10 protein-coding genes are annotated in these 13,091 nt (G+C 58.6%); 1 reads left to right on the forward strand and 9 read right to left on the reverse strand.

What is annotated here, in order from left to right:
- The first annotated feature begins 7 nt into the window (after positions 1–7).
- Complete coding sequence (locus AC4ANE_RS20715) at positions 8–898, forward strand: LysR family transcriptional regulator (RefSeq protein ID WP_170947352.1); 891 nt, start codon at positions 8–10, stop codon at positions 896–898.
- On the opposite strand, the gene ispD is transcribed toward AC4ANE_RS20715, so the two are convergent.
- The 9 genes from ispD to rnhB all read right to left on the reverse strand — a co-directional run bounded on the left by ispD (position 899) and on the right by rnhB (position 13,081).
- The gene (gene ispD, locus AC4ANE_RS20720) at positions 899–1,609 is read right to left on the reverse strand and encodes a 2-C-methyl-D-erythritol 4-phosphate cytidylyltransferase (protein ID WP_460408500.1); all 711 of its coding nucleotides are present in this window, start codon (positions 1,607–1,609) and stop codon (positions 899–901) included.
- A gap of 13 nt (positions 1,610–1,622) precedes the next feature.
- Entirely contained in the window at positions 1,623–1,901 is a 279-nt protein-coding gene (ftsB, locus tag AC4ANE_RS20725; RefSeq protein ID WP_002554710.1) for a cell division protein FtsB, read from the reverse strand.
- 190 nt (positions 1,902–2,091) lie between these two features.
- The gene (gene eno, locus AC4ANE_RS20730) at positions 2,092–3,378 is read right to left on the reverse strand and encodes a phosphopyruvate hydratase (protein ID WP_002554711.1); all 1,287 of its coding nucleotides are present in this window, start codon (positions 3,376–3,378) and stop codon (positions 2,092–2,094) included.
- A 139-nt stretch (positions 3,379–3,517) separates the two neighbouring features.
- Positions 3,518–4,363, reverse strand: a complete 846-nt coding sequence (gene kdsA, locus AC4ANE_RS20735; protein WP_004666021.1) for a 3-deoxy-8-phosphooctulonate synthase — start codon at positions 4,361–4,363, stop codon at positions 3,518–3,520.
- A gap of 14 nt (positions 4,364–4,377) precedes the next feature.
- The gene (gene pyrG, locus AC4ANE_RS20740) at positions 4,378–6,009 is read right to left on the reverse strand and encodes a CTP synthase (RefSeq protein ID WP_002554712.1); all 1,632 of its coding nucleotides are present in this window, start codon (positions 6,007–6,009) and stop codon (positions 4,378–4,380) included.
- Between the two features lie 262 nt (positions 6,010–6,271).
- On the reverse strand, positions 6,272–7,609 hold the full coding sequence (gene tilS / locus AC4ANE_RS20745) for a tRNA lysidine(34) synthetase TilS (protein WP_002554713.1): 1,338 nt from the start codon (positions 7,607–7,609) through the stop codon (positions 6,272–6,274).
- A gap of 152 nt (positions 7,610–7,761) precedes the next feature.
- On the reverse strand, positions 7,762–8,709 hold the full coding sequence (gene accA, locus AC4ANE_RS20750) for an acetyl-CoA carboxylase carboxyl transferase subunit alpha (protein ID WP_002554714.1): 948 nt from the start codon (positions 8,707–8,709) through the stop codon (positions 7,762–7,764).
- A 128-nt stretch (positions 8,710–8,837) separates the two neighbouring features.
- Complete coding sequence (gene dnaE / locus AC4ANE_RS20755; protein ID WP_002554715.1) at positions 8,838–12,359, reverse strand: DNA polymerase III subunit alpha; 3,522 nt, start codon at positions 12,357–12,359, stop codon at positions 8,838–8,840.
- A gap of 68 nt (positions 12,360–12,427) precedes the next feature.
- The gene (gene rnhB / locus AC4ANE_RS20760; protein WP_002554716.1) at positions 12,428–13,081 is read right to left on the reverse strand and encodes a ribonuclease HII; all 654 of its coding nucleotides are present in this window, start codon (positions 13,079–13,081) and stop codon (positions 12,428–12,430) included.
- Positions 13,082–13,091: the final 10 nt, after the last annotated feature.

Here is a 13,091-nt window from a genome sequence, read left to right on the forward strand (position 1 = left end):
CATGCACATCAATCGCTGGGAAGGTCTGGACGAATTCGTTGCGGTCGCTGAATGTGGCCAGTTCACAGCGGCAGCACAAAGGCTTGGGGTTTCCTCGTCACACATCAGCCGCCAGATCGTGCGCCTTGAAGAACGACTGCAAACCCGTTTGCTTTATCGCAGCACGCGCAAGGTCGCGCTGACCGAGGCTGGTCAAACTTTTTTGCATCACTGCCAACGTTTGCAGGACGGCCGCGAAGAAGCACTGCGCGCTGTAGGCGATCTGGCCAGCGAGCCAAAAGGGTTGCTGCGCATGACCTGCGCTGTGGCTTATGGCGAGCGCTTCATCACGCCCCTGGTGACACGCTTCATGGACCTGTATCCGCACTTGCGGGTCGACATTGAGCTGAGCAACGAAACGCTTGATCTGGTGCATGAAGGGATGGATCTGGCGATTCGCCTTGGCCGGCTACAGGATTCGCGCATGGTTGCAACCCGCCTCGCGCCACGGCAAATGTATCTGTGTGCTGCGCCTTCCTACATTGAACGCTACGGGCGACCTCACAGCCTGTCGGAACTGAATCGCCACAACTGTCTGGTCGGGGGCAGCGATACCTGGCAACTTCAGCAGAATGGCCGCGAGTTTTCTCAGAGAGTACAGGGCAACTGGCGCTGCAACAGCGGTCAGGCGGTGCTGGATGCCGCGCTACATGGGGTTGGCCTGTGTCAGTTGCCGGACTATTACGTGCAGAAACACCTCAATGACGGAACGCTGGTTTCATTGCTGGAAGCCCATCAACCGCCCAATACTGCCGTTTGGGCGCTCTATCCGCAGCAAAGGCACCTGTCGCCCAAGGTACGCAAGCTGGTGGACTATCTTAAAGAAGGATTGGCGATGCGCGATGAGTATCGCCAGTAGCTAATGGCCGAACTCAGTGCGGCGTTGACGCAACCATTCAAGATCCTTGGGGCGAGTGACCTTGATGTTATCGGACCGCCCTTCGATCAGGCGTGGCGACTGCCCCGCCCACTCGATGGCCGATGCCTCATCGGTGATGTTCACGTTCGACACCAGGCTGTCCGCCAGGGCGCGATGCAGGGCCCCAAGGCGAAACATCTGCGGCGTGAATGCTTGCCAGATCAGGCTCCGGTCGACAGTTTCAAGCACGCGACCACTGCTGTCGGCACGCTTGAGGGTATCGCGAGCCGGTACGGCCAGCAGGCCGCCAACCGGGTCGTCAGCCAGCTCACCGAGCAGATTATCCAGATCACTGCGCGCCAGATTAGGACGCGCAGCGTCATGCACCAGCACCCAGTCATTGTCACTCGCGCCCTGCGCAGGCAGGTGCAGAAGCGCATTGAGCACCGAGCCTGAACGCTCGCTGCCGCCATCCACTCGTTGAATGCGGGCATCTTTAGCGCAGGGCAATGCAGCCCAGTAAGGGTCGTCCACAGCCAGACTGATCACCAGGCCCTTGAGCCGAGGGTGATCGAGAAAGCAAAGCAGGCTGTGTTCAAGAATTGTCAGGCCGCCCAGTTGCAAATATTGCTTGGGACGGTCAGCTGCCATGCGAGCACCAATGCCCGCAGCAGGTATCACTGCCCAGAAGGCAGGAAGAAAGTCTTTCATGGCACCAACTTGATTATTGCGCGAGCTGGTAAAGGGTTTCGCCGTCCTTGACCATGCCGAGCTCATGTCGGGCACGTTCTTCGACGGTTTCCAGACCCTTTTTCAACTCCATGACCTCGGCATCAAGCACGCGGTTGCGCTCCAGCAGCACCTCATTCTCAGCGTGCTGGTCGGCAATCTGCTGAGTCAGGCTGGCCACTTGCGCAAGGCTTCCGTTACCGACCCAAAGGCGGTACTGCAAGCCAGCCAGCAACAGGAGCAGGACGAGGAACAACCAGTTAGGACTGCGCATTGAAATATCAGGTACCCAGTAAAAAAGACAGCAGAGCCAACGTGAACAACAAACGACTGAGGGCATTGAGCCTGACATAAGCCAGGCTCAATCACTCCAGATTACCGCGGAGCGTCAGCATCGGAGCTGCGCAGGCAAGTCAGGTGACTCGAGTCTGTGCAGCACTCTGCGTCTTTTTACCATCTATGGCTCAACCGCGAAACTCGGCACGACCACGATACGCGGCCTTGGAGCCCAATTGCTCCTCGATGCGCAGCAGTTGGTTGTACTTGGAGACGCGGTCGGAGCGGCACAGCGAACCGGTTTTGATCTGACCGGCAGACGTGCCCACAGCCAGGTCGGCAATGGTCGAGTCTTCGGTTTCGCCGGAACGGTGAGAGATGATCGCAGTGTAACCGGCAGCTTTGGCCATCTGAATGGCTTCCAGCGTTTCGGTCAGGGAGCCGATCTGGTTGAACTTGATCAGAATCGAGTTGGCGATCTTCTTGTCGATGCCTTCTTTCAGGATCTTGGTGTTGGTTACGAACAGGTCGTCACCGACCAGTTGGACTTTCTCGCCGATCTTGTCGGTGAGAACTTTCCAGCCATCCCAATCGGACTCGTCCAGACCGTCTTCAATGGAAATGATCGGGTGCTTGCGCGTCAGCTCGGCAAGGTATTCGGCAAACTCGGCGGAGCTGTACTCGCCCTCTTCGCTGAGTTTGTACTTGCCGTTCTTGTAGAACTCGCTCGCCGCGCAGTCCAGCGCCAGGGTCACGTCGGTGCCCAGCGTGTAACCCGCATTGGCGACGGCTTCGGCAATAGCGTCGAGCGCTTCCTTGTTGGACGCCAGGTTAGGCGAGAAACCGCCTTCGTCGCCAACAGCGGTGTTCAGGCCACGCGCCTTGAGCACTGCCTTGAGGTGATGGAAAATCTCGGTGCCCCAGCGCAGGCCTTCAGCGAAGGTTTTGGCGCCGACAGGCTGGATCATGAATTCCTGGATGTCGATGTTGTTATCAGCATGCTCGCCACCGTTGATGATGTTCATCATCGGCACCGGCATGGAGTACACGCCCGGTGTGCCATTGAGGTTGGCGATGTGCGCGTACAACGGCAGATCCTGATCCTGAGCCGCCGCCTTGGCAGCTGCCAGGGAGACCGCAAGAATTGCGTTTGCACCCAGGCTTGCCTTGTTCTCGGTGCCGTCCAGCTTGATCATCGCGTGATCCAGAGCCTTCTGGTCAACCGGGTCCTTGCCCAGAAGCAGGTCACGGATAGGGCCGTTGATGTTGGCTACAGCCTTCAGAACGCCCTTGCCCATGTAACGACTCTTGTCGCCATCACGCAGCTCCAGCGCTTCGCGCGAGCCGGTTGAAGCACCAGACGGCGCGCAGGCGCTGCCAACGATGCCGTTATCGAGGACCACATCTGCTTCTACAGTGGGATTGCCACGGGAGTCGAGAACTTCACGACCTTTGATGTCGACGATTTTTGCCATTGTTGTAAACACTCCAAGATTGACGAAAACGACGCAGCTGGGAAAACAATGCTCGCAGTCAGACGCAAAAAAAGGCAGGTCTGAATGCGACAACCCCGTCACGAATGACGGGGAACGGCACTTTACCGGAGAACCCTGTTCAAGCGGTCTCTACGATCGGAAAACTTTTGACAAGTTCATCCAGTGACTTGAGCTGGGCCAGGAACGGCTCCAGCTTGTCCAGACGCAGGGCACACGGGCCGTCGCATTTGGCGTTGTCAGGGTCCGGATGCGCTTCAAGGAACAGGCCGGCCAGATTCTGGCTGATGCCGGCCTTGGCCAGATCCAGGACCTGAGCGCGGCGGCCACCGGCAGAATCGGAGCGACCACCCGGCATTTGCAGGGCGTGTGTCACATCGAACAGGATCGGGTATTCGAACTGCTTCATGACGCCGAAGCCGAGCATGTCCACCACCAGATTGTTGTAACCGAAGCTGGAACCCCGCTCGCAGAGAATCAACTGATCATTACCCGCCTCTTCGCACTTGGTCAGGATGTGTTTCATTTCCTGAGGTGCGAGAAACTGGGCTTTCTTGATGTTGATGACTGCTCCGGTCTTCGCCATCGCAACGACCAGATCGGTCTGACGCGACAGGAAGGCCGGCAACTGGATGATGTCGCACACTTCAGCAACCACGGCCGCCTGATGAGGCTCGTGCACGTCGGTGATCAGCGGCACGTTGAAGGTGCGCTTGATCTCTTCGAAAATACGCATGCCCTCTTCAAGGCCCGGCCCGCGGTAGGAATTCACCGAAGAGCGGTTGGCCTTGTCGAAGCTGGCTTTGAACACATAAGGGATACCGAGCTTTTCGGTCACCCTTACGTACTCTTCACAGACCTGCATGGCCATATCCCGGGACTCGAGTACGTTCATGCCGCCGAACAGCACCATTGGCTTGTCGTTGGCGATCTCGATCGAACCTACGCGAATTGTTTTCTGAGCCATGTGTGAAGTCCCTGTCAGGAGTTTTTCTGATGTTGAGCCAGTGCAGCCTTGACGAAACCGCTGAACAGCGGATGACCGTCACGGGGCGTGGAAGTGAATTCCGGGTGGAACTGGCAAGCGACGAACCATGGATGATCCGGTGCTTCGACCACTTCAACCAGCGCACCGTCGCCGGAGCGACCGGAAATCTTCAGTCCAGCCTCGATCAGTTGTGGCAGCAGATTGTTGTTCACTTCGTAGCGATGACGATGACGCTCGACAATCACGTCCTTGCGGTAGCAGTCGTGTACCAGCGAACCAGCTTCAAGCTGGCAATCCTGCGCCCCAAGACGCATGGTGCCGCCCAGATCGGAACTTTCGGTACGGGTTTCGACTGCACCAGTGGCATCTTCCCACTCGGTGATGAGACCCACCACGGCGTGCGCGCTGGTACGGTTGAACTCGGTGGAGTTGGCGTCTTTCCAGCCCAGCACGTTACGTGCGAACTCGATGACCGCCACTTGCATGCCCAGGCAGATGCCCAGATACGGAACCTTGTTTTCCCGTGCAAACTGGACGGCAGTGATCTTGCCCTCGACCCCACGCAGGCCAAAGCCGCCTGGAACCAGAATCGCATCCACGCCTTCAAGCAGGCCGGTGCCCTGGTTTTCGATGTCTTCGGAATCGATATAACGCAGGTTCACCTTGGTACGGTTGGTGATGCCGGCGTGGCTCATGGCTTCGATCAACGACTTGTAGGCGTCGAGCAGTTCCATGTATTTGCCGACCATCGCGATGGTGACTTCGTGCTCGGGGTTGAGCTTGGCGTCGACGACCTTGTCCCACTCGGACAGATCGGCACCCTCACATTGCAGGCCAAAGCGCTCGACCACAAAATCGTCCAGGCCTTGCGAATGCAGGATGCCCGGGATCTTGTAGATGGTGTCCGCGTCTTCAAGGGCGATAACCGCACGCTCTTCAACGTTGGTGAACTGAGCGATCTTGCGACGCGACGACACGTCGATCGGGTGGTCGGAGCGGCAGACCAGCACATCAGGCTGCAGACCGATGGAGCGTAATTCCTTCACCGAATGCTGAGTCGGCTTGGTCTTGGTCTCGCCGGCAGTAGCGATGTACGGCACCAGCGTCAGGTGCATCAGCATCGCGCGGCGTGCGCCGACTTCGAAACGCAACTGGCGGATGGCCTCGAGGAACGGCTGCGACTCGATGTCACCCACCGTGCCGCCGATTTCGACCAGCGCCACATCGGCATCGCCTGCACCCTTGATGATGCGGCGCTTGATTTCGTCGGTGATATGCGGAATGACCTGAATGGTCGCCCCCAGATAATCACCACGGCGCTCTTTGCGCAGGACGTGTTCGTACACACGGCCGGTGGTGAAGTTGTTGTTCTGGGTCATGGTGGTGCGGATGAACCGCTCGTAGTGACCAAGGTCCAGGTCGGTCTCGGCGCCGTCGTGAGTGACGAACACCTCACCGTGCTGGAACGGGCTCATGGTGCCTGGGTCCACGTTGATGTAGGGATCCAGTTTGAGCATGGTGACCTTGAGTCCCCGCGCCTCCAGGATGGCCGCCAATGAAGCCGAGGCAATGCCTTTCCCCAATGAAGAAACAACACCGCCCGTGACGAAGATGTAGCGCGTCATGAAAAACCCTAGAAGTCTGCGTTAAAGCGGTCAGAGCCGCCGGGGATAGCGAAGGAAGGCCGAAGCCCCCGATTACCGACAAAATTCACGGTGCACTCCCAAACTGCTGCGTTGAAACCGACCGGCCGAAGCCAGTGTGGTGTGCGCTACATTTTAAGAATTACCCAGCAAACACTGGTTGGTAACCGGCAACTTGCGTTGTTTCAAAAGAACCAACAGAAGTTGTATCAAGAAGGGAGCGTAGTCTACCTGAAAGGGCCTTTCAGCTCAAACTTTGGTCGCTGGTCGGTACAACCCAGTGCAAACGCCAGCTTTCATTGGGCGAACCGTCCAGTCCAGGCAGGTTGGCGACGGCCAGCAGGTCATTATCACAGTAGAGCAGCGGCAATCTGCCGCGCAGAAAAACCGGTACAGCCTGCTCATTTAGCAGCCGTTTTAGATCACGACTGCCGCGTCCGCCGAGGTGCATCACCTCTCCTCCCTGCCGGTAGCGGATTTGCAGAGCGCCACACGGCGCATCACCTTCAATGCTTACCCAGCCATTGCCCGGCAAGTGCAACGGTGTGCGGCAGTCGGGCCAGTCTGTTACCGGGTGACGGACATGCTCCCAGTCAGCGGGCACCCACCAGATGCAGCCCTGCGCCCTGTGCAGCTCGCCATCGGCAAGCCGCCACAGCGGACGGGCATCCTGCGCTGCGTCGCGCAATGCCTCCCAGCCAGCCCAGTGATCGGTATCCGGCAGACGCGTCAGCGGCGCAAGCCAGTGGCGCAATGCATTGCGCTGCCTTGCTGCGGACAGCACGGCAAGCGGGCCAATGCTCAGCACCGGCAAACCAAGCCAGGCAAATGGTGTCGTGGCCTGGGCACCGGCCAGATCCTGCACCGCAAGCTCGTCCAGCAATTGCTGTGCTTCGCCGAGGTGGCACGCCGTGCGCGCCAAACTGATCGATGCCTGAGGCCATCTTGAGGTCAGCAATGGCAGCACGTCACTGCGCAAGAAGTTGCGCGAGAACCGAGAGTCGTCGTTGCTCGGGTCTTCGACCCAATGCAGACCGTGCTGATGTGCGTAGCCTTCAAGTTCGACACGAGACACTGCCAACAGCGGTCGCACCAAATGCCCACGCCCCAGAATTCGCTGACCGGGCATGGCAGCCAGACCGCGTACACCAGCGCCGCGCAGCAGACGGAACAGCAGGGTCTCGGCCTGATCGTCACGGTGCTGGCCGGTGAGCAACACATCCCCCTCAGCCAGCCTGTCAGTGAACGCGGTGTAACGCGCCTGCCGGGCAGCCTGCTCGATGCTCGCACCAGGATCGACGTGTACCCGAACCAGCTCAAATGCCACACCCAGCGCCTGACAAACCCGCCGACAATGTTCAGGCCACGCATTGGCAGCGGCCTGCAGGCCGTGATGAACATGAATGGCGTGTAAGACAGGCAGGCTTTCGCACTTGGCGAGCTTAGCCAGAAGATGCAACAGCACCGTGGAATCGAGGCCACCGGAAAAGCCGATATGCCAGGTTGGCGCGTTGCGCCAGGGAACCAAAGCCTGAAGGAGCCTGGCAGGAAGGTCATGACCGCTGTGTGTGGAGGTGGTCATTGGTGTTTCTCACCGAACTTCGCTTATTCACGCACTGAACGGTTCAATGCTCAAGCCAGCCCTTTCGCGAACAAACGAAGTGTCGCGCGGTTCGCTCCCACGCCTTTCGGGCAGAAGCCCGCAAGACGTGGGAACGATCGTGGCGACGCAGCTTACAGACCGTAGCTCATCAAGCGGTCATAACGGCGGGCCAGCAGCTCATCGTTATCGAACTCCTTGAGCATCGCCAGCTGACTGCTCAACTCTTCGCGAATCAAGGCAGCGGCGGCGACCGGATCACGATGCGCGCCACCCAGTGGTTCGGCGATGACCTTGTCGACGATACCCAATCCTTTCAGGCGGTCAGCGGTGATACCCATGGCTTCGGCAGCATCCGGTGCCTTCTCGGCGGTTTTCCACAGAATCGACGCGCAGCCTTCCGGAGAGATTACCGCGTAGGTCGAATACTGCAGCATGTTCAACTGATCACAGACGCCAATGGCCAGCGCACCACCGGAACCGCCTTCGCCGATAACGGTAGCGATGATCGGCGTCTTGAGACGGGCCATCACGCGCAGGTTCCAGGCAATCGCTTCGCTCTGGTTGCGCTCTTCCGCGTCGATACCAGGGTAGGCACCCGGTGTGTCAATGAAGGTCAGAATCGGCATCTTGAAGCGTTCGGCCATCTCCATCAGACGGCAAGCCTTGCGATAGCCCTCGGGACGCGGCATGCCGAAGTTGCGACGAACCTTCTCGCGCACTTCACGACCTTTCTGGTGGCCGATAACCATGACCGGCTGGCCGTCGAGACGGGCAATACCGCCGACGATTGCTGCGTCATCGGAGAAATGACGATCACCGTGCAGCTCATCGAACTCGGTAAAGATGTTTTCGATGTAGTCCAGCGTGTAGGGACGACGCGGATGGCGTGCCATGCGCGCGATCTGCCAGCTGGTCAGGTTGCCGAAGATGCTTTCGGTAAGCGTCTTGCTCTTGTCTTGCAGCCGGGAGATCTCGTCGCCGATGTTCAGCGAGTTGTCGTTACCCACCAAGCGCAGTTCTTCGATTTTGGCCTGCAAGTCAGCGATAGGCTGTTCGAAATCAAGAAAATTCGGGTTCATAGGCATCCGTCTTGGGTCGACGGCCAAGAGGCCGGCCGGTTGATCCGTCTGCGCCGTTCCTGTTCGGAACCGGCGCGTTCAGGTCGAAATTAAAATTCAGGGTTGAGCGCAAGTCGAGCCTGCGACGTTCAACGATACTGGAGAAAGACGTTCTCACGTCCGAACTGGTCACGCAGAGCTTGAATCAAGCTGTCAGCGGGATCAATCCGCCATGCTTCTCCCAATTGCAGCAATGCACGGGCGTCCTGCCCCGTGTAGTCCACTGTGATCGGACAGGCACCGCGATGGCGCTTGCACAGATCACCCAACCAGCGCAGCCGGTCGCCCTTGAGTGCTTCGGCGCGTACCGTCACTCGCAGGCTCTCGGCCAGATTGGTGCGCGCATCTTCGATACTCATGACCCGCTTGGCGCGCAACCGCAGCCCCCCGGAGAAGTCATCATTACTGACTTCGCCTTCGACCACCACCATAGCATCGGTCTGCAGCAGTGATTGAGCCGAATGAAACGCTTCGGCAAACAGTGATGCTTCAATGCGTGCAGAGCGATCGTCCAGGGTAATGAACCCCATCTTGTCGCCCTTCTTGTTCTTCATTACGCGCAAGGCAATGATCAGGCCGGCCACCGTCTGGGTGTCTCTGGCGGGCTTGAGGTCGATGATGCGCTGACGAGCGAAGCGGCGAATCTCGCCTTCATATTCATCGATCGGGTGACCGGTCAGGTACAGGCCCAGGGTTTCCTTTTCACCGCGCAGACGGTCCTTGAGGCTCAGCTCGCGGGTCTTACGATGATTGGCGTAAACATCGGCATCCGCTTCAACGAACAGGCCGCCAAACAGGTCTGCGTGACCACTGTCGTGGCTGCGCGCGGTCTGCTCTGCCGCCTGAATGGCTTCTTCCAGCGCGGCAAGCAGCACCGAGCGGTTACGATCAATGTTGGCCTGATAGGCCTTGGGTTCCAGTTCGAAGTACGGCCCGAGACGATCCAGCGCACCGCTGCGAATCAGACCATCCAGCGTTCGCTTGTTGACCCGCTTGAGATCGACGCGGGCGCAGAAATCGAACAGGTCCTTGAACGGCCCGTTCTGACGCGCATCGGTAATCGCTTCGACCGGGCCCTCGCCCACCCCTTTGATGGCGCCAAGCCCGTAAAGAATGCGGCCATCGTCGCTTACCGTGAACTTGAACTCCGAGGTGTTCACGTCCGGCGCGTCGAGGCGCAGCTTCATCGTGCGCACTTCTTCGATCAAGGTCACGACCTTGTCGGTGTTGTGCATATCCGCCGACAACACGGCAGCCATGAACGGCGCCGGGTAGTGGGTCTTCAGCCAGGCGGTCTGGTACGACACAAGTCCGTAGGCAGCCGAGTGGGATTTGTTGAAGCCGTAACCGGCGAATTTTTCCACCAGGTCGAAGATGTTACCGGCAAGGTCCGGGTCGATGTTATTGGTCTTGCAACCCTCGATGAAACCACCGCGCTGCTTGGCCATTTCCTCGGGCTTTTTCTTGCCCATTGCGCGACGCAGCATGTCCGCACCGCCGAGGGTGTAACCGGCCATGACCTGGGCGATCTGCATCACCTGTTCCTGATACAGAATGATGCCATAGGTCGGTGCCAGTACCGGCTTCAGGCCTTCGTACTGATAATCGACGTGCGGGTAGGACAGCTCTGCACGACCGTGTTTGCGGTTGATGAAGTCGTCCACCATGCCCGATTGCAGCGGGCCGGGACGGAACAGTGCTACCAGTGCGATAAGGTCTTCCAGGCAGTCGGGCTTGAGCTTTTTGATCAGCTCTTTCATGCCGCGCGACTCGAGCTGGAACACCGCAGTGGTTTCGGCACGCTGCAACAACTGATAGGTCGGCATGTCATCGAGCGGGATGAACGCGATGTCCAGCGGCTCTTCGTTGACCTTGGCGCGGTCGCGGTTGATGGTCTTGAGCGCCCAGTCGATGATGGTCAGGGTACGCAGACCGAGGAAGTCGAACTTCACCAGCCCCGCCGCCTCGACATCGTCCTTGTCGAACTGGGTTACCAGGCCGTCACCGGCCTCGTCGCAATAGATCGGCGAAAAGTCGGTCAGCTTGGTCGGGGCAATAACCACACCACCGGCGTGCTTACCGACGTTACGCACAATGCCTTCAAGCTTGAGCGCCATCTCCCAGATTTCTGCAGCCTCCTCATCAACCTTGAGGAAGTCGCGAAGAATTTCTTCCTGCTCGTAGGCCTTTTCGAGGGTCATGCCGACTTCGAACGGGATCATCTTCGACAGACGATCAGCCAGCCCGTAAGACTTGCCCTGCACCCGCGCCACGTCACGCACCACTGCCTTGGCGGCCATGGAACCGAAGGTGATGATCTGGCTGACCGCATTGCGACCGTATTTCTCGGCCACGTATTCGATCACCCGATCACGGCCGTCCATGCAGAAGTCGACGTCGAAGTCGGGCATTGAAACCCGCTCCGGGTTCAGGAAGCGTTCGAACAGCAGGTCGTATTCCAGCGGGTCGAGGTCGGTGATCTTCTGCACATAGGCAACCAGCGATCCGGCACCCGAACCACGACCCGGCCCCACCGGTACGCCGTTGCTCTTGGCCCACTGGATGAAGTCCATCACGATAAGGAAGTAGCCGGGAAAGCCCATCTGGATGATGATATCCAGCTCGAAATTCAGCCGGTCGACATACACCTGACGCTTGGCTTCGTAATCTTCGGTGGTGTCCTTGGGCAACAGGACGGCAAGACGCTCTTCGAGACCATCGAACGAGACCTTGCGGAAATACTCATCGATGGTCATGCCATCAGGAATCGGGAAGTTGGGCAAAAAGTGAGTGCCCAGCTTAACGTCGATGTTACAGCGCTTGGCGATCTCGACGGTGTTTTCCAGCGCCTCGGGCAGGTCGCTGAACAGCTCGGCCATTTCTTCCGGGCTTTTCAGGTATTGCTGATCGCTGTAGTTATGCGAACGACGCGGATCGTCCAGCGCCCGGCCTTCGCCAATACAAACGCGAGTCTCGTGGGCTTCGAAGTCAGTCTGCTTGATGAAACGCACATCGTTGGTCGCAACCAGCGGCGCACCGTGGCGTTCGGCCAAGGCAACAGCGGCATGCAAATGCTCTTCGTCATTGTTGCGATTGGTGCGCTGCACTTCGATATAGAAACGATCGGGAAATACCGCCATCCATTCGCGCAGCAGTTCGTCCGCCTCGCCGGGGTTGCCGCCGAGCAGCGCCATGCCGATCTCGCCTTCCTTTGCAGCAGAAAGCGCAATCACGCCTTCACTGGCCTGCGCGACCCATTGGCGCTGGATGACGATCTGGCCGTTGCGCTGGCCTTCGATAAAACCACGGGAAATCAGTTCGGTCAGGTTCCGATAGCCCTGGGCATTCATGGCCAGCAGGCTGATGCGACTGAGCGCAGCGTCTTCATCCCTGCCCGCCAGCCACAAGTCGACACCACAGATTGGCTTGATACCCGAGCCTTGCGCGGCCTTGTAGAACTTGACCAGCGAACACATGTTGTTCTGGTCGGTCACCGCCACGGCAGGCATGTTCATGCCAGTCAGCGCCTTGATCAACGGTTTGACCCGGACCAGACCGTCAACCAGCGAGTATTCGGTGTGCAGGCGTAGATGAACGAAAGAAGCCGGCATGGTGATCCTATAAAACGCGAAAATACAAAAAACGAAGGGCAGGATTGTAACGGGCCCGGGATGAAACGTCAGTCCTGCAATAAACCGACTGGCAGCGGGATCGACCCGCCGATCATTATGGATGCTCGCGCTTCATGGGCTGCACGCACAGGTGCAAAGGAGCGTCGGTGAATGGGCGTAGGTCCGAGCCGGGCCAATGCCTCCAGGTGCACCGGCGTAGGATAACCCTTGTGCCCACCGATGCCATAACCCGGATAGATGAGTTCGAACGCTGCCATTTCCCGATCCCGGCTGACCTTGGCGAGAATCGACGCGGCCGCGATGGCAGGCACCCTGGAGTCGCCCTTTACAACCGGCGCAGAAGGCACTGACAACTGCGGGCAACGGTTACCGTCGATGAGCGCCAGCTTCGGCGTGATACTCAGCCCCTCGACGGCACGTTTCATGGCCAGCATCGTGGCGTGCAAAATATTCAATTGGTCGATTTCTTCAACTTCAGCCCGGGCAATGAACCAGCACAGGGCCTTCTCCTGAATTTCGACGTAGAGTTTTTCGCGCCGGGCTTCAGTCAGCTTCTTTGAGTCGTTGAGCCCGAGAATAGGTCGGGCAGGGTCGAGAATGACTGCCGCCGTTACAACCGCGCCGCACAGCGGGCCACGGCCTACTTCATCAACACCTGCTACCAGATCCTCGACGAGTGTGAAATCCAGACCTGTTTGCATGATGGGCGAC

The sequence above is a fragment of the Pseudomonas sp. Pme6b genome (assembly GCF_058129925.1).

Bases quoted from the DNA above. Each gene is read 5' to 3' on its own strand.
- ispD (WP_460408500.1), bottom strand. From the start codon at position 1,609: ATGAAAGACTTTCTTCCTGCCTTCTGGGCAGTGATACCTGCTGCGGGC.
- ftsB (WP_002554710.1), bottom strand. From the start codon at position 1,901: ATGCGCAGTCCTAACTGGTTGTTCCTCGTCCTGCTCCTGTTGCTGGCT.
- eno (WP_002554711.1), bottom strand. From the start codon at position 3,378: ATGGCAAAAATCGTCGACATCAAAGGTCGTGAAGTTCTCGACTCCCGT.
- kdsA (WP_004666021.1), bottom strand. From the start codon at position 4,363: ATGGCTCAGAAAACAATTCGCGTAGGTTCGATCGAGATCGCCAACGAC.
- pyrG (WP_002554712.1), bottom strand. From the start codon at position 6,009: ATGACGCGCTACATCTTCGTCACGGGCGGTGTTGTTTCTTCATTGGGG.
- tilS (WP_002554713.1), bottom strand. From the start codon at position 7,609: ATGACCACCTCCACACACAGCGGTCATGACCTTCCTGCCAGGCTCCTT.
- accA (WP_002554714.1), bottom strand. From the start codon at position 8,709: ATGAACCCGAATTTTCTTGATTTCGAACAGCCTATCGCTGACTTGCAG.
- dnaE (WP_002554715.1), bottom strand. From the start codon at position 12,359: ATGCCGGCTTCTTTCGTTCATCTACGCCTGCACACCGAATACTCGCTG.
- rnhB (WP_002554716.1), bottom strand. From the start codon at position 13,081: ATGCAAACAGGTCTGGATTTCACACTCGTCGAGGATCTGGTAGCAGGT.